This window comes from Amycolatopsis tolypomycina, from assembly GCF_900105945.1.
Taxonomy (GTDB): Bacteria; Actinomycetota; Actinomycetes; order Mycobacteriales; family Pseudonocardiaceae; genus Amycolatopsis; species Amycolatopsis tolypomycina.
Genome location: NZ_FNSO01000004.1, coordinates 1073513 through 1095599, shown reverse-complemented (window position 1 = coordinate 1095599; position 22087 = coordinate 1073513). Strand labels below are relative to the sequence as shown.

At 69.8% G+C, this 22087-nt stretch carries 21 protein-coding genes; 3 read left to right on the top strand and 18 right to left on the bottom strand.

Annotation, left to right across the window (positions count from 1 at the left end):
- Positions 1-35 precede the first annotated feature (35 nt).
- From BLW76_RS15735 to BLW76_RS15720, 4 genes are read right to left on the bottom strand one after another with little or no spacing between them, the layout of a single operon-like run.
- Complete coding sequence (locus BLW76_RS15735) at positions 36-1397, bottom strand: GH1 family beta-glucosidase (RefSeq protein ID WP_091307776.1); 1362 nt, start codon at positions 1395-1397, stop codon at positions 36-38.
- Positions 1398-1414: 17 nt separating this feature from the next.
- Positions 1415-2302: a carbohydrate ABC transporter permease gene (locus BLW76_RS15730; protein WP_091307774.1), complete on the bottom strand. Its 888-nt coding sequence runs from the start codon at positions 2300-2302 to the stop codon at positions 1415-1417.
- A gap of 9 nt (positions 2303-2311) precedes the next feature.
- Positions 2312-3232 (bottom strand): carbohydrate ABC transporter permease, encoded by a 921-nt coding sequence (locus tag BLW76_RS15725; RefSeq protein ID WP_091307771.1) that lies wholly within the window; start codon positions 3230-3232, stop codon positions 2312-2314.
- A complete protein-coding gene (locus BLW76_RS15720) occupies positions 3232-4512 on the bottom strand; it encodes an ABC transporter substrate-binding protein (RefSeq protein ID WP_091307769.1) in 1281 nt (426 codons plus the stop codon). Before BLW76_RS15720 ends, BLW76_RS15725 begins: the two co-directional genes overlap by 1 nt.
- 160 nt (positions 4513-4672) lie before the next feature.
- Here BLW76_RS15720 and BLW76_RS15715 point away from each other — a divergent pair, with 160 nt between their 5' ends.
- Complete coding sequence (locus BLW76_RS15715; RefSeq protein WP_091307767.1) at positions 4673-5722, top strand: LacI family DNA-binding transcriptional regulator; 1050 nt, start codon at positions 4673-4675, stop codon at positions 5720-5722.
- 311 nt (positions 5723-6033) lie between these two features.
- On the opposite strand, the gene BLW76_RS15710 is transcribed toward BLW76_RS15715, so the two are convergent.
- The 4 genes from BLW76_RS15710 to BLW76_RS15695 form a co-directional block, all read right to left on the bottom strand.
- A complete protein-coding gene (locus BLW76_RS15710) occupies positions 6034-7167 on the bottom strand; it encodes an IS701 family transposase (RefSeq protein WP_081655979.1) in 1134 nt (377 codons plus the stop codon).
- Positions 7168-7291: 124 nt separating this feature from the next.
- Positions 7292-8407, bottom strand: a complete 1116-nt coding sequence (locus BLW76_RS15705) for an FAD-dependent monooxygenase (protein ID WP_091307765.1) — start codon at positions 8405-8407, stop codon at positions 7292-7294.
- A 64-nt stretch (positions 8408-8471) separates the two neighbouring features.
- Positions 8472-9449, bottom strand: coding sequence for a ferritin-like domain-containing protein (locus BLW76_RS15700; RefSeq protein ID WP_091307764.1), 978 nt, complete (start codon positions 9447-9449; stop codon positions 8472-8474).
- A 118-nt stretch (positions 9450-9567) separates the two neighbouring features.
- A complete protein-coding gene (locus tag BLW76_RS15695) occupies positions 9568-10809 on the bottom strand; it encodes an aspartate aminotransferase type Ic (RefSeq protein ID WP_091307762.1) in 1242 nt (413 codons plus the stop codon).
- 63 nt (positions 10810-10872) lie between these two features.
- Here BLW76_RS15695 and BLW76_RS15690 point away from each other — a divergent pair, with 63 nt between their 5' ends.
- Positions 10873-11352 (top strand): hypothetical protein, encoded by a 480-nt coding sequence (locus BLW76_RS15690; RefSeq protein ID WP_091307760.1) that lies wholly within the window; start codon positions 10873-10875, stop codon positions 11350-11352.
- A gap of 6 nt (positions 11353-11358) precedes the next feature.
- Positions 11359-12468, top strand: coding sequence for a DUF4037 domain-containing protein (locus BLW76_RS15685; protein ID WP_244170177.1), 1110 nt, complete (start codon positions 11359-11361; stop codon positions 12466-12468).
- A gap of 5 nt (positions 12469-12473) precedes the next feature.
- Here the strand turns inward: BLW76_RS15685 and BLW76_RS15680 are convergent, their stop codons facing one another.
- The 10 genes from BLW76_RS15680 to BLW76_RS15635 are packed head-to-tail and all read right to left on the bottom strand — an operon-like array spanning position 12474 to position 22031.
- Positions 12474-12956, bottom strand: a complete 483-nt coding sequence (locus BLW76_RS15680) for a hypothetical protein (RefSeq protein ID WP_091307758.1) — start codon at positions 12954-12956, stop codon at positions 12474-12476.
- Positions 12953-13441 carry a hypothetical protein gene (locus tag BLW76_RS15675; RefSeq protein ID WP_091307755.1) on the bottom strand — a complete coding sequence of 163 codons (489 nt, stop codon included), beginning with the start codon at positions 13439-13441 and terminating at the stop codon, positions 12953-12955. The genes BLW76_RS15680 and BLW76_RS15675 overlap by 4 nt, the downstream gene beginning before the upstream one ends.
- Positions 13438-14670: an MCE family protein gene (locus BLW76_RS15670; protein ID WP_091307754.1), complete on the bottom strand. Its 1233-nt coding sequence runs from the start codon at positions 14668-14670 to the stop codon at positions 13438-13440. The genes BLW76_RS15675 and BLW76_RS15670 overlap by 4 nt, the downstream gene beginning before the upstream one ends.
- Positions 14667-15821: an MCE family protein gene (locus BLW76_RS15665; protein ID WP_091307751.1), complete on the bottom strand. Its 1155-nt coding sequence runs from the start codon at positions 15819-15821 to the stop codon at positions 14667-14669. Before BLW76_RS15665 ends, BLW76_RS15670 begins: the two co-directional genes overlap by 4 nt.
- Positions 15818-17014: an MCE family protein gene (locus BLW76_RS15660; RefSeq protein WP_091307749.1), complete on the bottom strand. Its 1197-nt coding sequence runs from the start codon at positions 17012-17014 to the stop codon at positions 15818-15820. The genes BLW76_RS15665 and BLW76_RS15660 overlap by 4 nt, the downstream gene beginning before the upstream one ends.
- Positions 17011-18042 carry an MlaD family protein gene (locus tag BLW76_RS15655; RefSeq protein ID WP_167384619.1) on the bottom strand — a complete coding sequence of 344 codons (1032 nt, stop codon included), beginning with the start codon at positions 18040-18042 and terminating at the stop codon, positions 17011-17013. Before BLW76_RS15655 ends, BLW76_RS15660 begins: the two co-directional genes overlap by 4 nt.
- Positions 18039-19076 carry an MCE family protein gene (locus tag BLW76_RS15650; protein WP_091307744.1) on the bottom strand — a complete coding sequence of 346 codons (1038 nt, stop codon included), beginning with the start codon at positions 19074-19076 and terminating at the stop codon, positions 18039-18041. Before BLW76_RS15650 ends, BLW76_RS15655 begins: the two co-directional genes overlap by 4 nt.
- A complete protein-coding gene (locus BLW76_RS15645) occupies positions 19073-20395 on the bottom strand; it encodes an MCE family protein (protein WP_091307742.1) in 1323 nt (440 codons plus the stop codon). The genes BLW76_RS15650 and BLW76_RS15645 overlap by 4 nt, the downstream gene beginning before the upstream one ends.
- Positions 20392-21243, bottom strand: coding sequence for an MlaE family ABC transporter permease (locus BLW76_RS15640; RefSeq protein WP_167384618.1), 852 nt, complete (start codon positions 21241-21243; stop codon positions 20392-20394). Before BLW76_RS15640 ends, BLW76_RS15645 begins: the two co-directional genes overlap by 4 nt.
- A complete protein-coding gene (locus tag BLW76_RS15635) occupies positions 21243-22031 on the bottom strand; it encodes an MlaE family ABC transporter permease (protein ID WP_086838139.1) in 789 nt (262 codons plus the stop codon). The genes BLW76_RS15640 and BLW76_RS15635 overlap by 1 nt, the downstream gene beginning before the upstream one ends.
- Positions 22032-22087 lie beyond the last annotated feature (56 nt).

The window sequence follows — 22087 nt, the reverse complement described above, 5'->3', positions numbered from 1 at the left end:
TAGGGCGGCCCCGGCCCGGTGCTCCAGCGACTTTCTCACGGCGTCCGCTGGGCCGCGATGAAGTCGCGGTACCAGCGGTAGCTCGACCTCGGCGTGCGCGCCTGCGTCTCGTAGTCGACGTGGACCAGGCCGAAGCGGTGCTTGTACCCGTGCGCCCACTCGAAGTTGTCCAGCAGTGACCAGCAGAAGTACCCGCGCAGGTCGACGCCGGCCGCGGCCGCCGTGCGGACCGCCTCGATGTGCTCGTTCAGGAAGCTGATGCGCTCGTAGTCCGCGAAGTCGCTCCGGTCGGCGTACACGCACCCGTTCTCCGTGACGAACACCGGTGGCAGGTCCGGGTAGCGGTTGTGCAGGCCGACGAGGGCTTCGGTGAGCCCCTCCGGCTCGACCGGCCAGCCCATGCCCGTGCGCGGGACGTCCGGCAGGCGTGTGGTGTCCACGCCGATGTCGGTCACGGTCCGCAGCGCCGGGTCCGGCTCGCGGTGCGGCGCGTCCGCGCAGTGCAGCCGGTAGTAGTAGTTGACGCCGAGGTAGTCCAGCGGCGTCCCGATCGTCTCGAGGTCGCCGTCGAGGCGGAACGAGAAGTCCGAGACGCCGTCGAACATCGCCGTCAGGCCCGGCGCGTACCGGCCGCCGAAGAGCGGGTCGGTGAACTGGCGGCGCAGCAGCGTGTCCTGGCGGGCCGCCGCCGCGGTGTCCGCAGGCGAGTCCGACACCGGCACCGCGGGCGACTGGTTGAGCACGATCCCGAACTGCTGCTGCGGGGTCGCCTGCGCCCGCATCGCCCGGACGGCCAGGCCGTGGCCGAGCAGCAGGTGGTGGGCGGCCGCCAGCGCGCCGTGTCCCTCCCTGGCCCCCGGCGCGTGGCGGCCTTCGCCGTACCCCGCGACCGCGCAGGGGTACGGCTCGTTGAGCGTCGTCCAGTGGTCGACGACGTCGCCGAGCTCCTCGTGCACCAGGGCGGCGTACTCGGCGAACCGGTGGGCCGTCTCCCGCGACCGCCAGCCGCCCTCGTCCTCCAGCGCCTGCGGCAGGTCCCAGTGGTAGAGCGTCAGGAACGGCTCGATCTCCCGCTCCCGCAGGCCTTCCACGAGCTGGCGGTAGAAGTCGATCCCCCGGCGTTCGAAGCGGCGCCCGTCCGGCTGGATCCGCGGCCACGACACCGAAAACCGGTAGGCGTCGACGCCCAGTTCGGTGAGCAGGTCGAGGTCGGTGTGCCAGCGGTGGTAGTGGTCGGCCGCCGGTTCGCCGGTGTGGCCGCCCGCCACCGCGCCGGGGACCGCCGCGAACGTGTCCCAGATGGACGGTCCGCGGCCGTCCTCGGTGGTGGCGCCCTCGATCTGGAACGCCGAGGTGGCCACGCCCCAGCGGAAGCCGGGTGGAAAACTGGATGTCACGGTGAGCTCCGGGGAGGTCAGCCCTTGAGCGCGCCCTGCATGATGCCGCCGACGATCTGGCGGCCGAACAGCAGGAACACGATCAGGACGGGGACGGTGCCGATGGTGGCGGCGGTGAGCACGAGCGTGTAGTCGGTGGTGTAGCCACTGGCCAGAGTGGACAGTGCGGTTTGGACGGTCGGGTTCTCCGGCACGAGCACCACCAGTGGCCAGAAGAAGTCGTTCCAGGCCTGCATGAAGGTGAACAGCCCGAGCACCGCGGCGGCCGGGCGGGCGGCGGGCAGGGCCACGTGCCAGAACAGCCGCAGCGAGCCGCAGCCGTCCATCCGGCCGGCCTCCAGCAGCTCCAGCGGCAGCGCCCGCTCGAAGTACTGGCGCATGAAGAACACGCCGAACGCGGTGACCAGGCCGGGCACGATCACCGCCTGCAGCTCCCCCGCCCACCCGAAGTCGGCCATCATCATGTACAGCGGGACGACGCCGAGCTCGGTCGGGATGGCCTGGGTGGCCACCACGACCAGCAGCAACGCCGTCCGCCCGCGGAACCGCAGCTTGGCGAAGGCGAACCCGGCCAGCGTCGAGAACAGCACCACCGAGACGGTGATCGTGCCCGCGACGATGAGCGAGTTGCCCAGCGCCAGCGCGAAGTCCGTCTCGTCGAAGACGCGGGCGATGTTCTCGAACAGGTGCCCGCCCGGCACCAGCACCGGCGGCACCTTGCCCACGGCCTCCGTCGTCTGCGAGGAGACGACGAACGACCAGTACACCGGGAACGCCGAACCGGCCAGGATCGCGATCAGCGCGGCGTAGGTCCACGGGCTCGTGACCCGCTTCCCGATCCGCCGCAGCCGCCCGCGCGAGGCGGCCGGCGGCGCGGGCGCGGCCGGGGTCAGCACGGTGGTCATGTCCGCTCCTCAGTCCGTTTGGATGCGCCGGGTCACCAGGTACGACAGGCCGGCGACGAGCATCGTGGCCACGGCCAGGATCAGCGCGATCGCCGAGCTGTAGCCGAAGTCGTACTTGGCGAAGCCCTGTTCGTAGAGGTAGAGCGCGGCGGTCTGGAACTGCCGGTCCGAGCCACCGGTGGCGGCCGCCGTGCCCGGGTTGAACAGCAGCGGCTCGGCCAGCAGCCGCATGTTCCCGGTCGTCGCGATCACCGTGGAGAAGATGATCTGCGGCCGCAGCAGCGGCACGGTGATCCGCCAGAACTGCTGCCACCCGCGGGCGCCGTCGAGCGTGGCGGCTTCGTACATGCTCGACGGGATCGCCTGCATCGACGCCAGGAAGATCAGCGCGTGGTAGCCGGTCCAGCGCCACACGACCATCGCCGCGATGGCCGTGTGCGAGCTGGCCGTGCCGGCCTGCCAGTCGATCTGCCCGGCGCCGAACCAGCTCAGCACCCAGTTGACCAGGCCGAAGTCCCGGCCGAACAGCTGCGCGAAGATGATCGTCACCGCCGCCACCGAGGTGATGTTCGGCAGGATCATCCCCATCCGGAAGAACATCCGCCCGCGCAGCCGCCGGTTGAGCAGGTGCGCGATGCCGAGCGCGAACAGGATCTGCGGGATCGTGGTCAGCAGCCACAGGCTGACCGTGTTCCCCATCGCGTTCCAGAAGTACGGGTCGTGGAACAGCAGCTGCTCGTAGTTGCCGAACCCGATGAACGTCGCACCCTCGGCGTCGATGAGGTTCCGCTTCTGCAGCGACACGAAGGCCGTGTAGAGCAGCGGGAACAACCCGAAGACGCCGAAGATGAGGAAGTACGGGCTGATGAAACCGAACGGCGACAGCTTGACGTCCCACTTCTGCCGCCGCTCGGCGAAGGTGAGCGCCATTACTTGATCTTCGCGACGTCACCGACCAGCTGGTCCCACGCCGCCGCGCCGTCCTGCTTGCCCTGCTCGACGCGCTGCATCGCGTTGCCGAACTCGGTCTGCACGTCGCCGGCCTTGGGGCCCTGGTACTGCGGGTTCAGCTTCTTCGCCGCGTCCGTGAAGACCTTGCCCACGGGCGCGCCCGAGAAGAACGGGTTGGTGTAGCCGGTGATCTTCGGGTCGTCGTAGAGCGACGGCGCCGACGGCAGCAGGCCCTTGCTGGTGAACACCTTCGCCTGCTGCTCGGGCGCGGTCAGCCACGCGGCGAGCTCGGCGGCTTCCTTGGTGTGCTTGCCCGACTTCGGCACGGTCAGGTACGAGCCGCCCCAGTTGCCGCCGCCACCGGGCACGGCCGCGACGTCCCACTTGCCGGCGGTGTCCGGCGCCTGGTCCTTGATCTTGGTCATCATCCACGCCGGGCAGGTGACGGTCGCGAACTGGCCCTGGGTGAAGCCGGTGTTCCACTGCGGGGTGCTGTAGAGCAGGCCGGCGCTCAGGTTCGCCTTGACCGCGTCGACCACGAGGTCCCAGCCCTGGCGCAGGGCCGGGTTGCTGCCCACGATGACCTGGTCGTTCTGGTCGTAGTAGCCCTGCGGGGCCTGGCCGACGATCGCGTTGAGCACGGTCGGGCCGCCGTCCATGAACTTGACGCCCTGCGGCGCCTTTTCCTGGAAGCGCTTGCCCGTCTCGAAGAGCTTCTGCCAGGTGGGCCAGAGCGCGGACACGGCGTCGCGGTCCTCGGGCAGCCCGGCGGTCTTGAACATGTCGCGGCGGTAGCAGATGGCGAGGCCGCCGACGTCGGTGCCGTAGCCGATCTGCTGCCCGCCCTTGCCCAGCGACGCGGCCCACTTCCAGGCCAGCCAGCGGTCCTTGAGCTTGTCGCCGCCGACGGTGTTGAGGTCGACGAACTTGTCCGGGGTCGCCTTGAACTGGGCGACGTACCCGGTGTCGATGGCTTCGACGTCCGCGGCGCCGGCGCCGGTGGCCAGGTGCGCGGCGAGGTTCTTGTGGTGGTCGGAGTAGGCGGCGGTCCGCTCGGTGATCTCGATGTCCGGGTGCGCCGCCTGGTACTCCTTGATCAGGTCGGTGTAGCCGAAGTTGCCGAACAGGCCGAGGCTCAGCTTGATCTTGCCGCCGGCGGCACCGCTGTCACCGCAGGCGCTCACCGCGGTGAGCGCGACCAGGGTGGCACCCACCCCGGCGAGCAGGCGGATCCGGCGGTTTCTCGTTTTCGGGCGCATGAGATCTCCGTTGTTCTGCGGGCCGGTCGGAAAACGCGGGTCCCATGAGAGCGCTCCCAGCCGACTTCCGTCAAGTAACGAAATAATAACGCGCCCTGGCGTTTACGCAGTCTGAGGTCGTGTGCTACAGATGTAACCGGTTACAAACCAGGAGGTCACCATGGTCACCGCCCGCGAGGTCGCGCAGCTCTGCGGGGTTTCCGTCGCCACCGTGTCGCGGGTGTTCAACCGCCCGGCCACGGTCAGCGCGACGACCCGCGAACGCGTCGAGCGCGTGGCGCGGGACCTCGACTTCTCGCCGAACGAATCCGCGCGGGCGCTGTCACGCCGGCAGTCGGCGATGGTCGGGCTGGTCTGGGACACCGACCACCGGCGGCCCGGCTGGCGGCACCCGTTCCTGCAGGACCTGTTGCTGGGCCTCAAGTCCGCGTTGAGTTCGCACGGCTACCACCTGCTGCTGCTCGCGACGAGCGACGACGCCCGCGACCGCCACCCGGGCGTGTCGCTGGCCGACCCGATCGGCTACGTGAGCATGACCCGACGGCACCACCTGGCCGGGCTGGTGCTCATCGACAGCGGCACGGACGCCGACGCGTTCACCGCGTTCGCCCAGTCCGGCTTGCCGTGCGTCGCACTGGACGTCGCCCTGTCCGGACCGCGGGCGACGCACGTGACGTCGGACAACGCCGGGGGCGCGGCGGAGGCGGTCCGGCACCTGGCCGCGCTCGGCCACCGCCGGATCGCGACGATCACCGGCCCCCGCGGCAACGCACCGGCGGCCGCGCGCACCGAGGGTTACCGGCGCGGGCTGGCCGAGGCGGGCCTGCCGGTGTCGGAGGATCTCGTGGTGGGCGGCGACTTCTACCGCGAGAGCGGCTTCGTCGGCATGCGCCGGCTGCTGGCCCGCAAGAACCCGCCGACGGCGGTGTTCGCGGCCAGCGACGAGATGGCGGTCGGCGCCCTCCTGGCGGCCCGCGCGGCCGGGCTGCGGGTCCCGGCGGACCTGGCGGTGGTGGGGTTCGACGACATCGAAGTGGCGTCGCTGGTGGACCCGGCGCTGACGACGGTGGCCCAGGACAAGCCGGGCTTCGGCACCGCGGCGGCGGGCGCGCTGCTGACGATGCTCGAGAACGCGACGGCCCCGGAACCGGTGCTGCTGCCGACGAAACTGGTGGTCCGCGACTCCTGTGGCGCGCACCAGCCCCGCTGACCCGGCTCTCATGCGCCCCAATGTGGCGTTCGGTGCGTCCAACGCACCGAACGCCACATTGGGTGCGTTGGACGCAACCAACGCCACATTGGGGCGTTTGGGGCGGGGGCTAGTACTACAGGGCTAGATCTCTAGCATTTGGAGTCGGAGGCGTCGCCTGAAGTGGCTTCGTCGTGCGTCTGCCTGGTGTCCGCGGCGCCAGGCGGACGCACGAAGACCGTGGTCGATGATGTGGTCGTCTTTGCCGATGAGGTTGAACAGGCGTCGGATCTCGGCGATGGAGAGTGCGATCAGGCGACGGGTCCGGGTGGTCATGGTGTGCGGCTTGCCCGCAGGTCGCGCTGATCTTTTTTTGCCTGGTGTCTCATCACTGCGAGGAATGCCATGGCCAGCATCGACAGGGTGATATGCCGGTACCAGGCGTGGTAGAGGCGGACTTGGTAGTTGTCCAGTCCTGCTTCGCTCTTGGCTGCTTCGAAACATTCCTCGATTGGCCAGCGGGCGCCGATGACACGGACAAGTTCCGTCAGTGATTCTCCGCGCGGGTTGTAGCAGTGGAAGTAGCCGAGTTCGCCGTCTGAAATGTTTCGGCGGAACACGTACTGATGGCCGTCACCGGCATCGACCATCGCCCAGTCGTAGACCCGGAAACCCTTGGCGCCGATCCCGCAGGCACGACGGGACCAGTCGTGGCCTGTCAGGCGGGATTGGGCATGTTTGACCAGTGTCGGCAGGCCGGCCGCGGAGGAGATACCGCCAGTTGTGATGTCGGTGTTCTTCGGCACGGCCATCGCATACGCGATTCCTTCGGCTTCCAGATACGTGCGCAGCCCCGGGTTCTGCCCGAACTCCTCGTCCGCGGCGAACCACGCGAACGGCACCCCGGCCGTCACCGCTCGCGCGATCATGGCCTGCACCTGCTTCGGGCGGGTAGCGAACGTCACCTTCTCCGGCACGTGCGCCTCGGCCCGACGCCCGGGATCAGCACACCACGACGCATCGGGCAGATACAGTTCTCGGTCAATGAGTACCCGATCGCCGGCCGTGTTGGCATAGGCCAGGAAAACCCCGATCTGACAGTTGTCGATCCGCCCCAGGGTCCCCGAATACTGACGTTGAACACCGGCCGACTTGTTGCCCTTCTTGGCAAACCCGGTCGGGTCCGCGATCAGCACGCCACGGGGATCAGCGAAATGTTCCATCGCATAGTCGCGTACCAGGTCTCGCGCCTCGGCGGCATCCCACGGCGACAGATTCAGCAACCGCTGGAGCGCCTTCGGCTCCGGATCTCCGGAATACTCCGCGATCGTCCAGCCGTTCTTCCGTTCCAGCGGGGCGATCAAGCCGCGCAGATAATGCCGGGCATGCGCACGCGAATCCGTCCGATAGAACAACCCGTCCAGTCGCGCGCACACGTCCCGAAACTCCCGATCCCACACGGCCAAATCTTCCCGCGTCGCACCGCCCGAGAGGTCGGCCCGCCCGACAGAAGGAGTGCTCACTCGCCAACACTCGCACAATCAGCAGTCGATATCACGAACCGACACGCAAAGATCTAGCCCTGTAGTACTAGACGGTGATCTTCGTGGCCCAGTCGATGTGGTGCGAGTACAGCCATCCGCGCTCTTCGCCGACGTCGCCGCCCGCGCTCGCCGCCACCAGCTTCTCGACGCGCTCGCGGCGCAAGCCCTCGTACGCGGCGAAGGCCGACGCCGGGTCCGGCAGGTCGCGCAGGCACTGCGCCAGCACCACGCTGTCCTCCAGCGCCATCGACGCGCCCTGGCCGGCGGCCGGGGACGCGGCGTGGGCGGCGTCGCCGGTGAGGACCATCTCCGGCGTCGACCAGATCCGGGTCTCCGGGACGTCGTAGGAGTGGCCGCCGAAGACCTCGTCGCCGGTCGCCGCGATGATGTCCGTGCAGGGCAACGGATCTCCGTCGAACGCCGCGTGCGCGAACTCGCGCCAGCCCGCCGGGGTGACCGCGGCGATCTCCTCGCGGGAGCGCTCGGTGTCCGGGATGCGGGCGAACCAGAAGGTGGCGCCGTCCGGGTCCGTGGTGAACCCGAAGGCGGCCCGGCTGCCGCGGATCATCCGGTAGATCCCGGGCGCGGCGGGCAGCCCGCCCGCGCGCGTGTAGCCATACACGACGGTCAGCCCGGTGTACCGCGGCTCGTCCGCGGCCGGGTCGATCAGCCCCCGGACGACCGAGCGCAGGCCGTCCGCGCCGACCAGCACGTCACCCGTTCCGGTGGTGCCGTCGGCGAACTCCGCCGTGATCCCGTCCTGGCCGGGCCGCGCGCCCACCAGCCGTTTGCCGCGCTCCAGCGGGACACCGCGGCGCGCGGCCTCCTCCTGCAGGACGCGGTAGAGCGTCGCGCGGGTCAGGGTGCGCGGGCCACCAAAGCCACCGAGGCCTTCGGTGTCGAACTCGCGCCGCCCCACGGTTTCCCCGTTCGGGGCGACGAGCTCGACGCCGTACGCCGCGAACGAACTGTCGATCACCGGCCGGTCGGCACCGATCGCGCGCAGGGCGTCCATGCCGTTGTGCATGATCGTGAGGAACGCGCCGATGTCGTCCCCACCGGCGGGATAGGCCTCGTACACGACCGGTTCGTGCCCGGCGAGCCGCAGCGCCATCGCCGTGACCGTGCCCGAGATCCCGCCACCCGCGACCAGTACCCGCACTTCGCGCCCCCTCGACTCCGCGTGCCGCCGCCTGTGACGTTACCGTGGCGGCGGCACGCGGTGCCTACTTCTCCTTCGCACCGCTGGTGGCGATGTCGCCGTTGAGGCCGCGCGGGTAGAAGCCACCCGAAGACACCTTGTCCGGGTTGAGGTAGGCGATGTTGAGCACGCGCTCGGCGGACCGGCCGAACGCGATGCCGTTGGCGTCGGTCGGGACGAGGTTCGCCTTGCCGTCCTTGATGACGCCTTCGTCGTCGTCGGCCTTGCCGTCGAGGCTGTCGCGGGCGTCGGACATCTTGTTCGTGATGTCGCCGAGGCCGCGCTCGAACAGCGCCGAGCGGATGATGCCGGCGTGGTAGGCCTCGACGGCCAGGATGCCCGCGGCCGCGTCGAGGAACGTCTTGTTGTTCACCAGCGGGGCGGCGCCCTTGTAGGCGGACACGCCGACGTCCTCGAACAGGTAGGCGGCGAGCAGGAAGTTGTTCTCGCTGCCGAACGGGTCGAACGTCTGGCCCTGCTTGATCACCCCCGCGGCCTGCATGGCCGCGGTGAAGCTGTTCTGGAAGTCGATCTCGGGCTGCGCGACCGCGCCGTTGCCGAGCGCCTTGCGCAGGAAGTTGACGTGGGCGACCTCGTCGCCGGCGATCTCCTGGACGATCTGCTTGGTGTGCTCGCTCTTGAACTTGACGCCGTGCCCGCCGGAGACCTTGCCCAGGTTGCCGACGCCGTTGACGTACTTCTCGTTCAGGCCGTAGCCGTAGGCGGCGAACGAGTACAGGTTCGCCTCGAGGTACTCGAGGTTCAGCGCGAAGTTCAGGACGGCGGCATCACTCGCCGCCTCCTTCGCCTTGTCACCTCCCTGCGCTCCGTACTGCTGCGTGGCACCGGCCGAGCCGAGGCCCAGCGACAGCGCCGTGCCGAGCGCACCGGCACCCGCGACGCCGAGCCCCGCCGCTCCCGCAGCCTTGAGGAAGCGGCGGCGGTCGGTCGCGTTCTCCGCGCTGCGCTCGATCAGCTGCTCTGTGTAGCGTTTTCCGAACACCGGGGGACGTCCTCTCGTGACGAGTTTTCGTCCACCTCACCCACCGGTCATACGTACCTGGGCGTCCCCCGGCTCGGTCAAAACGGGAAAAATTTTGATCGACTTGCGTTTGCCCAGGTCAGGCGCGCTGCGCCACCGCGAGCCGGACGCACACGGCCAGCGCGCGGACGGCCTCTTCGACCTCTTCGAGCTTCGGGAAGGTCGGCGCGATGCGGATGACGGCGTCCGCCGGGTCGCTGCCGTGCGGGTGGGTCGCCCCGGCCGGGGTCAGCGCGACGCCGGCCTCCTTGGCCAGCCGCACGACCTCCTTCGCGGTGCCCTGCGGGACGGTGAGCGTGATGAAGTACCCCCCGGTCGGCTTGGTCCACGACGCCAGGTCGGACAGCTCCTCGGTGAGGATGCGGTCGACGGCCGCGAACTTCGGGCCGATGATCTCGGCGTGCTTGCGCATGTGCGCGCGGACGCCGGCCTCGTCCTTGAGGAAGTGGGCGTGCCGCAGCTGGTTGACCTTGTCCGGGCCGATGGTGCGCTTGCCGATGTTGCCGGTCCACCAGGCGAGGTTGGCCTCGGACGCGCCGAAGAAACCGACGCCGGCGCCGGCGAGGGTGATCTTCGAGGTCGAGCCGAAGACGAAGACGCGGTCGGCGTTGCCCGCCTCGGTCGCCAGGGCGAGCAGGTCGGCCAGCTCCGGCTCGTCGTCGGTGAGGTGGTGCACGGCGTAGGCGTTGTCCCAGAAGATCCGGAAGTCCGGGGCCGCGGTGCGCATGGTGGCGAGCCGCTTGACCACGTCGTCACTGAACGTGACACCGGTCGGGTTGCTGTACTTGGGCACGCACCAGATGCCCTTGACGGCGGAATCCTCGGCGACCAGCGTCTCGACGGCGTCCATGTCGGGGCCCTCGTCGGTCATCGCGACCGGAACCAGCTCGATGCCGAAGCGCTCGGTGAGCGCGAAGTGGCGGTCGTAGCCCGGGACGGGGGCGAGGAACTTCACCCGCGGCTCGTCGGCCCAGCGGCGCTCGGCACCGGGCAGCTTGCTCAGCAGGGCCTGGACGACGGCGTCGTGCATCAGCTCGAGGCTGGAGTTGCCGGCGGCGAGCAACTGCCCGGCGGGCACCTGCAGCGCGGCGGCGAAGATGCGACGCAGCTCGGGCAGGCCGTTGAGGCCGCCGTAGTTGCGGACGTCGGTGCCGTCCTCGGCCTTGAAGGTGCCGTCGCCGGGGAGGCTCAGCAGCGCGTTCGAGAGGTCAAGCTGCTCGGGGGACGGCTTGCCGCGGGTGATGTCCAGGGAGAGGCCTCGGCCGACCAGGGCCGCGTAGTCGCTGCGGGCCGTGTCGACGTCGACGGAAGCAGTGGTCATGGCCTCAACGCTAAACCCGGCGTCGATACCATTCCGGGGCGGGTCCTGGCTAGGGTGGTTCGTGTGCACCTCGTAGTCCACGCCGACCAGCGCCAGTTCACCATCCGGGATTCGGGATCGCGGCTGACGGGCAGCGGCTGGACGCCGGACGCGGTGGAACGTCACCGGATCGGGGTGGAGCCGGGCGGCCTCGCGATCGCGACGGCGCGCTCGGACGTGGTCGAGTCTTCGGTGGACCTGTTGCCGTCGGCACCCGCGGTGGCCGCGCCCGCCGAGCACGTGGTGGAGGCGGATCTTCCGGTTCCGAGCGGGCGGTTGGTGATTTCCGGGCCCGCGGACTACCCGTCGCAGGAGAAGTTCTTTTCGGTGCTGCCGGGGTTGTACCGGGCCCGGGTGTCCTATGTGCCGGCCGGGCCGCCCGGGGTGACCTGGAACGAGCACGAGTTCGGGGAGCACTACCGGTACGTGGTGGAGCTGTGGCCGGTGGCGGAAGAGTCCGATGTGGAGGTTCTCCGCCAGGGCGCAGCGGTCTGGGACGGCTGAGCGGCCGTGGCCCCCTCGTTCATCCCCGGCCTGGAGCTGTCACGCCGCTTCTACGACGAGGCAGTGTGGCCGTTGGTGCACGCGCACTTCGGGGATCTGCCCCACACGGCCGCGCGGATCGGTACCGGTTCGGAGGTCCTCGGCTTCGACACGGCCCGCTCCGCCGATCACGAATGGGGGCCGCGCCTGCAGCTCTTCCTGAGCCACGACGACGCCGGGCGGTACGCCCGAGACGTCGTCGCGATGTTGCGCGACGAGCTGCCCAAGTCGTTCCACGGCTACCCGACCCACTTCGGCCCCACCGAGAACGAGCACGTGCGCCACATGGTGGCCACCGACGGGCCGGTCTTCCACCGCGTCGACGTCACCAGCCTCGACGAATGGCTCCCCGGCCACCTGGGCTTCGATCCCCGCGAGGCCATCACCACGCTCGACTGGCTCGCGACCCCCACCCAGGCACTGGCCGAGATCACCGCCGGCGCGGTCTTCCACGACCGGACCGGGGAACTCACCACCGTCCGCGCCCGGCTCGGCTGGTATCCGGAGCAGCTCTGGCGCTACCTCCTGGCCTGCCAGTGGCAGCGGATCTCCCAGGAGGAGGCGTTCGTCGGGCGGTGCGGGGAAGTCGGCGACGAACTCGGCTCGGCCGTCGTCGCCGCCCGCCTGATCCGCGACCTCATGCGCCTGAGCCTGGTGCTGCACCGCGTTTACCCGCCCTACGCCAAGTGGCTCGGGAGCGCCTTCGCCCGGCTCCCGTTCGCGGCCACCCTCTCCCCGGCCCTGACCGCGGCCCTCGCCGCCACCACCTGGCCGGAACGGGAAGCCCACCTCGCCACGGCCTACACGTCCGTCGCCGAGCTGCACAACCGGCTCGGGCTGACCGAGCCGCTCGACCCCCGCACCCGCCCGTACCACGACCGGCCGTTCCAGGTCCTGCACGCGGAACGCTTCAGCCGGGCGCTCTTCGACACGCTGACCGACCCCGCCGTGCGCGCCTTGCCACGCACCGGGGCGATCGACCAGTTCGCCGACAGCACCGATCTGCTCGGCGATCGCACGGCGACCCGCGCCGTCACCGCGGCGCAGGCTCCCCCGCGTTCCGGGCCGGGCACCTGAGCGGATCAGAGCGCCGTCAGCGTGGCCAGTTTCCAGCGGCCGTCGATCCGTTTCGCCGTCACCGCCAGCTGGGCCACCGACGACGTCGGCGCTCCGCCGCCCTGGGCCACTGTCTGCTGGTCCAGGAACAGGAGCAGATCCGCCGAGTCCCCGCGCAGGGACCGCACCCCGATCGCGCGGACCGTCGTCGTGCGGATCAGCTTCTCGGAGACCGCCTTCGGGCGGGCCGAGGCGAACTGCGTCTGGTACTGCCGCACCGCGTCCCCGGTCAGGACCTCCGCGGCCGCTCGCTCGGTGCGGGGCAGGTTCGCGTAGTCGTAGGAAAACACCGCTTTCACCGCGTCACTCACCTGGGACGCAACGTCGGAAGTGGCCGAAACATCGACCAGCGCCTGGTTGTCGCCCGGGGACAGCGATGCCGCCTTGCTGCCGAACCACGCCGTGCAGCCCAGGGCCAGCGCCACCACCAGGAGCAGGATCCGGGTCATGCGCCCGCCGCCTGCACCGCGGCGATCTTCCAGCCGGACGGGGACCGCGACACGTCCACCGTCAGGCGGTTCATGCGTTGCGCGGCAGGCGCACCGGCCGTCGACACGCGGACGTCCAAGACCGCCAGGAGGCGCGCGGACCCGCGTGCGGGATCGATCTCGGTCACCGCCGCCTGGACCAGCGACGCCGACGACACCGTGCGCGCCGAAACGGCCCGGTCGATCTGCAGCTGGCGGTCGCCCGTGAGGTCCTTGCCGTACTGGCCCGTCGTCGCCGCGATCCAGCGGTCGACGTCCGCGGCCGCCGTGCGGTAGTCGATCGTGTTCAGCGTGACCAGGAACGGGCCGGCCGCGGCCAGCACCTCGTCGCGCGCCCGGCCGCGGGCCGCGGCGTCGTCCGACGCCACCCGCCACCAGTACCAGCCGGAAAACGCGGCCGCCAGCACGGAAAGCACCGCCAGTGCCACCAGGAGACGCTGCGTCACGGCGCGCCCAGCAGCCGGCCGAGCCCGCCCGAGGACGGCCCGGTGAGCAGGCTCAGCATCCCCGGCAGCTGAGCCTGCGCGGGCGGCGACGCGGTCTGCGCAGGTGCCGCCGGGATCGCGGGCGGCTTCCCGGCGTACGGCGCGTTCTGCGCCCCGCGCACCCCGGTCGGGCTGCCCGGCGGCTCGGCGCAGTAGGCGTTCATGTTCACCGGCGCTTCCGTCTCGTCGTTCGCCGGACGCTGCTTCGTCCCTTCGTACCCCTTCGTGCACGAAGCCGGGTCGAAGAAGTTGAACACCACGCCCAGGTGCCCCGTGCCGTCCGGGGACGTCGACGGCGAGAACGCCGAAATGATCGGGTAGGCGACCAGCAGCTCCTCGATCGAGTCCTTGCGGGACGTCGTGATCTGCGCCGTGGTCAGCAGGTTCGCGAACAGCACGCCCAGGTCGGTGCCCGACGCCGCCAGCACGTCGCTGATCTGCCTGCTCAGCTGCGGCGCCTGCGCGATCACCCGCCGCAGGTCCGGGTCCGACTTCTTCAGCTGACCCGCGATCGTGCGAAGACCCGAGGCGAAGTCGGTGATGTTCGCCGCCTGCCGCTCCTGGGTGCCGAGCACGATCCGGGAGTTCGCCAGCAGCCCCTGCGTCTGCGGCACGTACTGGGCGGCCACCGCCGTCAGCGACCCCGTGCTGTCCAGCAGCTGCTGCAGCTCCGGGCCCGCACCCGCGAACGCGTTGTACGTCTCGTCGACGACCGTCCGCAACGACTCCGGGTGCACGCTCGCCACCAGATCGTCCAAATGCGACAGCACGGTGTCCGGCGACGGCGGCAGCGACGTCTTGTCCCTCGTGATCACCGACCCGTCCGTCAGGAACGGGCCGCCGTTGTGCCGCGGCAGGAGATCCACGAACTGCTCCCCCACCGCCGACCGGTTCGCCACCTGCGCGTGCGCGTCGGCCGGGATGTCCGGTGCGCCCGCGTCGATGTCGAGGGCGACGTCGACGCCGTGCTCGGTGAGCGTCAGCGACGTCACCCGCCCGACGGTGACCCCGCGGTAGGCGACCTCGGAGTTGACGAAGATGCCGCCGGAATCGGTCAGCTGCGCGGTGACGACGTAACCGCGGTTGCCGAACAGCCGGTCCAGCCCGGCGTAGCGGCCGCCGGCGTAGACCACCGACACCACCGCGATGACGACGAACGCGAACAGCTGGATCCGGATCTTGCGGGTCACCGGCCGCCCCCGATCAGGCCGAGCAGGCCGCCCAGCAGGTTCGGGCCGGCGGCAGCCGGACCCGAGCCCAGGTCGGGCAGCGGCAGCGGCGGCGCGACGGCGGACGGCTGCCCGCCGACGCCGGACGGCAGCGCGATCGGCGGCTGCGACGAGTTCGCGAAGTTCCGGATCAGGACGTCCAGATCCAGGTTCACGTTCGCCTCGACGTTCGCGTAGTCGCCCTTGATCACGTTGCCCGCGTAGTCCGGGAACGGGTAGGTCAGCAGGATCTGCAGCGCGTTCGGCAGGTTCTGGCCGGCTTCGGCGAGCTTGGCCAACGTCGGCTGCAGCGCCTTGAGGTTCGCGACGAGCTGGTCACGGCTCTTCGTCACCGTGTCCACCGCGACCCCGGACAGCGTGTTCAACGCGGTCAGCATGCCCACGAGCTGGTCGCGCTGGTCGGTGACGACCTTCAGGCCCGGCGCGAGGTTGTCGAGGGCGTTCGTCAGGTTCTGCGTCTGGCCCGTCAGAGTGTGCGACAGCTTCGCGAGGCCGTCGATCGCGCGCAGGATCTCCGTCTTGTGGCCGTCGAGCTGGGTGGCCAGTTCGTCCACCCGGGACAGCAAAGCCCGGATCTCCGGCTCGTTGCCCGACAAGGCGTCGTTGAGCTCGTGGCTGATCTTCTGGATCTGCTCGACGCCGCCGCCGTTGAGCAGCAGCGACAGCGCGCCGAGCACCTCCTCGACCTCGGGGTTGCGATTGGTGCGCCCGAGCGGGATCTGCGCGCCGTCGGCGAGCTTCCCCGACGCCGGTTCGGCGGTCGGCACGCTCAGCTCCACGAACTTCTCGCCCAGGAGCGAAGACTGCTTCAGCTCGGCACGCGCGTTGGCGGGCAGCGCGATGTCACCGTTCACCGTCATCGCCACCAGCGCCGACCGCGTGTCCGGCGTCAGGGTGATCTTGTCGACCCGCCCGACGGCGACGTCGTTGACCTTGACGCTCGACTGCGGCACCAGATCCAGGACGTCGGTGAACAGCGCGGTCACGTGGTACGGGTGGTCGCCGACGTCGGCGCCGCCCGGCAGCGGTGTGCCGTAGAGGCCGTTGAACCCGCCGTCGCTGCACGCCGCCAGCACGAGCACCCCGGCGAGCACTCCCGCGAGCCGCCTCACTTCGCACCGCCCGAAAGCTGCTCCATGACGTCCACGAGCGGGAGCGGCAACGGCGGAAGTGTCCCGTTCTGCAGGGAGTTGAGCACCTGCGGGATACTCGGCAGCTTCAAGGCCCCGTCCAGCACCGGTGCCAGCTGCTTGCAGATGTTCCCCAGCGTGTCGGGGACTTCCTTCGGCGTGAACGAGCTGATCAGGCGGCACACGGTGAGGATCGGCGGGTTGGTCAGCTCGTTGAGGTTGTCGCGGACGGCGATGGTGCCCGACGCGGCGTCGTAGGAGTTGATGAAGTTCGTGGCGCCGGTCGGCGCGATGTCGAGCACCTCGGCGAGCGCGGCCCGCTGGTCGACCAGCACCTTGGACAGCGATGCCAGTTTGTCCACATTGGATTCCAGCGCCGTCTTGTTGTCGTTGACGAACTGCTGGACGTCGCCGAGTGCCCCGCCGAGGGACTGCAGCGCGGCACCCACCTCGGACGAGCCCGCGGCCAGGAACCGGCTGACGTCGGCGACGCGGCCGTAGAACTCGTTGAGCTGCTGGTCGCTCTGGGCCAGGGCACCGGTGAAGGAGTTCAGGTTCTGCACGGTCGAGAACAGGTCGTCCTTCGAGCCGTCGAGGGTCTTCGCGAGCTCCGCCAACTGCCCGACCGTCGAGTTCAGCGAAGCGCCGTTGCCCTGCAACGTCTTCGCCGCGGTGTCCAGGACACCCGACAGCGCGCCGTCCTTGTTGGCCCCGTTCGGGCCCAGCGCCGTCGACAGCTTGTCGAGGCTCGAATACAGGTCGTCCAGCTCGACCGGCGTCGCCGTGCGGTCCTTCGCGAGCACTGTCCCCGAGGCCAGTACCGGCCCGCTGTCGTACGCGGGTGTCAGCTGGACGTACCGGTCACTGACCAGGCTCGGCGCGACGACGACCGCGCCGACGCCGGCCGGCAGCGGCACGTCGTCGTCGACCCGCATGTCCACGCGGACGGCGTCGCCCTCGGGCGTGACGTCGGTGACCTCGCCGACCGGCACGCCGAGCACCCGCACCGACGAACCCGCGTACAGCCCGACGGTCTTGCCGAAGTACGCCGACAGCGTGGTGCCGGTCGAAGACCGGAACACCAGGTACAGCCCCGCGGTGACGAGCAGCGCGAGAACGCACCCGAACGCCAGCCACGTCACCAGGCTGCGGCCGCGGGCCGTGTGGATGGTCATCGGCCGCCCACCCCCTGGTTCGGCGCCGCGATCGGCGGGGTGCAGCCTTCGGGGTTGATGTGCAGCCCGCCCACGGTGATCGTCGGCGGCAGCAGTCCGCACAGGTAGCCCTCGAACCAGCGGCCGTTGCCGGTGGCGTTGGCGCCGACGCGGGCGAAGGGGGCCATCAGCTGCAGGCTCTTGTCGAGGTTGCCCTGGTTGCGCTGCAGGATGTCGGTCACCTTCCCGAGCTTCTCCAGCGTCGGCTTGAGCTGCTCGCGGTTGTCCTGGACCAGCCCGGTCAGCTGCTGCGAAAGCTGCTGGGTGCCGGTCAGCAGCGCGTGGATGGCCTGCTTGCGGTTCTGCAGTTCGGTGAGCAGCAGGTTGCCGTCGCTGATCACGCGCTGCAGCTGGGCGTTGCGGTCGGAGAGCGTCTTCGAGACCTGGCTCGTGTTGGCCAGCAGTGTGTGCAGGTCGGCGTCCCGGGAGGACACCGTTTTCGCCAGCGACGACAGCCCGTTCAGGGTGTCCTTGAGGTACTGCGGGCTGTCTTTGAGGCTGTCGGACAACGCGTTGAAGCTGTCGGCGAGCTGTTTCGTGTCGATGTCGCCGACGGTGGTGGACAGCTGTTCGAAGGCGTCCTGCAGCTGGAACGGCGTGCGCGTGCGGGCCTGCGGGATCGTGTCGTCCGGCTCCTGCGCGCCGCCGCCCTTCGGGTCGAGCGCGAGGTACTTCTCCCCCAGCAGCGTCTTGATCTCGATGGATGCTGTGGTGGCGTCGCCGACCCGGACGTCCTTGACGCGGAAGCGGACCAGGACCTGCTTGCCGGCGAGTTTCACCGAGGACACCGTGCCGACCTTGACGCCGGCGACCTGCACCTCGTTGTCCGCGGCGAGCCCGGCGGACTCGCCGAAGTAGGCCGAGTACGTGGTGCCGTTGCCGAAGAACGGGAGCTGGTCGGCGAAGTACGTCGTGGCGGTGACGAGCACGATGAGCACGAGCGCGACCGTGCCGACCATCGCCTGGTTGCGTTCTTTCAGCGGCTTCACGGACCACACCTCTCCGCGCGCTGGGTGCCGGGGATGGGGATGATCGGCAGGGTGATGTCGAGCGAGGAAATGCCGATGGTGCCGGTGATCCCGCACAGGTAGTAGTTGAACCAGCTGCCGTAGCTCAGGGTCCGGGTGAACTTCTGCAGGTTGCCCGGCAGCACCTCGAGGAGGTGGTTGAGCAGTTCGCCGGAGTCGCCGAGGTTCTGCGACAGCGCGCCGAGCTGGGCCACGTCGTCCTTGAGCGCCGGCCGCGCGTCGGCGAGGAGCCCGGTGGTGGACACGGCGAGGTCGCCGAGTGCGCTGACCGCGTCGCCGATCGGCTTGCGCTGCTCGGCCAGGCCGCTGACCAGCTTCTGGGTCTGTTCGATGAGGTCGCCGAGCTGCGCGCCGCGGGAGTTGACCGTGGCGAGCACCGTGTTGAGGTTGGCGATGACCTGGCCGATCACCTGGTCCTTGCTCGCGATCGCCGACGTCAGCGACGCGGTGTGCTGCAGCAGGCTGGTGATCGTGCCGCCTTCGCCCTGGAAGACGCTGATGATCTCGGCCGAGAGCCGGTTGACGTCCTGCGGGTTCAGCGCCTTGAACAACGGCTTGAACCCGTTGAACAGCACGGTCAGGTTCAACGCGGGTTTCGTGCGCTCCGGCGGGATCGTGCCGCCTTCGGGCAGCGTCTTGTCGCCGGGGACGTCGGTGCCGAGCGCGAGGTAGCGCTGGCCGACGAGGTTGCGGTACTTGATGGTCGCGGTCACCGTCTCCGGCAGCCGGTAGGCGTGCTCGACGTCGAACCGGACCTCGGCGAGGTTCCGCTCGCCCGCCACGACCTCGATCGTGTCGACCTGGCCGACCTTGACCCCGGCGATGCGGACGTCGTCGCCTTCCTTCAGGCCCGACGCGTCGGTGAACTTCGCCAGGTACCCCGACGTCTCGCCGAAGTTGGTGTTGGCGATGGTGGCCGCGAGGATCCCGGTGAGCAGCACGGTGACGACCGCGAACACCCCGAGTTTGAGCAGCGACGGGAGGAAGCTCCTCATTTCAGTTCCACCTCCGCTCCGCGGTAGAGCGGCCCGACGAGCAGGCCGGCCCAGCCGGGCACGTCGCCCGGCGCGGTGCCGAGCGCGGGCGACGCGAGCAGGTCGATCAGGTCGGTTTCGTAGGCCGAGCCGACGATCGTGCCGTCGCCGCCGACGGCGCCGCCCCCGGCGGGCAGCGTCTCGGGCGGGTACTTCGGCGGCGGGGGCTTGCTGGAGCCGTCCTTGATGGCGCCGTCCGGCGGGTACTGCGGCCACACGCCGGGGTGCGGGACGCTCGGATAGCAGCGCGGCCCGCGCTTGTCCTCGTACTTCGGCTCGTCGACGCCGGGGAGGTACTTGCCGCGGCTGGCGGCGAACTCGATGGTGACCCGGCTGACCTCGGGGTGCGCGGTGCCCTTGCCGAACGCCAGCTCGGCCCGCGGCACCGACTCGGCGAGCTGCCGCATGAGGCACGGGTACTCGGGCGCGTACTTGGCGAGGACGTCCAGCGTCGGCTGGATGGCGGTGGTGAGCCGGATCAGGTTGTCCTTGTTGACCTGCAGGAAGCTCGTGAGGTCAATGGACGCTGCCGTCACCGTGGCGTAGAGGTCGCTCAGCTGCGCGCGCTGGTCGACGATCGTCCGGCTCGTCGTCGTCAGGTCGGACAGCGCCTGCAGGATGTCCGGCGCCGCCTTGTCGTAGGTGTTCGCGACATTCGCCAGGCCGGTGATGTCGGCCTTGATGTCCGGCAGCGACGGGTTGAGCTTGCCGAGGTAGTCCGACAGCCCGACGAGGGTTTCGCCTAGCTGCTTGCCGCGGCCGTCGAGCGCGGTCGCCACCGCGGTGAGCGTGCTGGACAGCTTCTCGGGCTGGACGGCCTGCAGCAGCGGCATCACGTCGTCGAGGACCTTCTGCAGTTCGATCGCGGCGCTGCTGCGGTCCTGCGGAATGACGTCGCCGGCCTCGATCGGCCGTTCCTTGTTCTCCGGCAGCTGGAGGGCGACGTAGCGTTCGCCGAAGAGCGTCTTCGGCAGCAGCCGCGCGGCGACGTTCTTCGGGATGACGTGCGTCTTGTCCGGATCCAGCGCGAGCTCCAGCTCGGCGTGGTCGCCCTTCGCCACGACGGACCGGACTTCGCCGACGAGCATGCCGCGGACCTTGACGTCGCCGCCGGTGCGCAGCTGGCTGCCGACGCGATCGGTCTCGAGCTTCACGAGCGTGACCGGCGTGAACGCCTTGTTGTAGACGGCAAGGGTGAGCGCAATGAACAGGGCGGCGACGAGCAGGAAGACGAGCCCCAGCACCTGGTACCGGAGCCGCTGCCAGAGCTCGCGCCTCATCCCGAGATCCTCACCGTGGTGTTCGCGCCCCAGATGGCCAGCGACAGGAAGAAGTCCAGCACCGAGATCAGCACGATCGACGTCCGCACCGCGCGGCCGACCGCGACGCCGACGCCGGCCGGGCCGCCGCTGGCGTTGAACCCGTAATAACAATGGGACAGGATCACGAGCACGCTGAACACGATCACCTTCCCGAACGACCACAGGACGTCGCCAGGTGGCAGGAACAGCGTGAAGTAGTGGTCGTAGGTGCCCGCGGACTGGCCGTAGAGCCAGATGGTGATCTGCCGGGACGCGAGGTAGCTCGACAGCAGGCCGACGGCGTACAGCGGGATCACCGCGGCGACCCCGGCGAGCACCCGGGTCGTCACCAGGTACGGCATGCTCGGCACGCCCATGACTTCGAGCGCATCGATCTCCTCGGAGATCCGCATCGCGCCGAGCTGGGCCGTGAAGCCGCAGCCGACGGTCGCGCTCAACGCGAGTCCCGCGGATAGCGGCGCGACTTCGCGGGTGTTGAAGTAGGCGGAGATGAAGCCGGTGAGCGCGGCCGTGCCGAGCTGATTCAGCGCGGAGTAGCCCTGCAGGCCGACGATGAGGCCGGTGAACAGGGTCATGCCGATCATCACGCCGAGCGTGCCGCCGATGACCGCGAGGCCGCCGGTGCCGAAGCAGACCTCGGTGAGCAGCCGCAGCGTTTCCCGGCTGTAGCGGCGGATCGTGCGCGGCGACCAGGCGAGCGCCTTCGCCGCGAACGCCAGCTGCTTGCCGAGCCCTTCCAGGCTCTGGCCCGGGCGCGCGATGTACTCGAGCGTCCGATCGGTGGTGTCGAGGGGTTCGGCGGTCATCACATCGCCTTCGGCGGGACGATCCGCAGGTAGATCGCGGTGAGCACGACGTTGATCAGGAACAGCAGCAGGAACGTGATCACGACGGCCTGGTTGACCGCGTCGCCGACGCCCTTCGGCCCGCCCGCCGGGTTCAGCCCGCGGAAGGCGGCGACGACCCCGGCGACGAAGCCGTACAGCAGCGCCTTGATCTCGCTGACCCAGAGGTCCGGGACCTGCGCGAGGGCGTTGAAGCTGGCCAGGTACGCACCCGGCGTGCCGCCTTGGAGGACGACGTTGAAGAAGTAGCCGCCGAGCACCCCGACCACGCTGACCAAGCCGTTCAGCAGCACCGAAACGACCATCGCGGCGAGCACCCGCGGCACGATCAGCCGCTGGATCGGGTTGACGCCGAGGACCTCCATGGCGTCGATCTCTTCGCGGATCTTGCGCGCGCCAATGTCCGCGCAGACCGCGCTACCACCGGCGCCCGCGACCAGCAGCGCGGTGATCAGCGGACTGGCCTGCTGCACGATGGCCAGCGCGCTGGCCGCGCCGGTGAACGACTGCGCGCCGATCTGCGCGGTCAGCGAACCGAGCTGCAACGCGATCACCGCGCCGAACGGAATGGCGACCAGCGCCGTCGGGAGAATCGTGACGCTGGCGAAAAACCAGCACTGCTGGATCCACTCGCGGGTCTGGAACGGGCGCTTGAAGATCGCGCGCAGGACCTCCCAGGACAGCGTCGCCAGGCGGCCGACCTGGGTCAGGGCCGCGGTTCCCGGGAGCGTGCCAGTACCTCCGCTCACCACACCTCCCAGTAGATCGCCGTTGACCTCCGAGTCTGCTCCACACCCGGTATCCG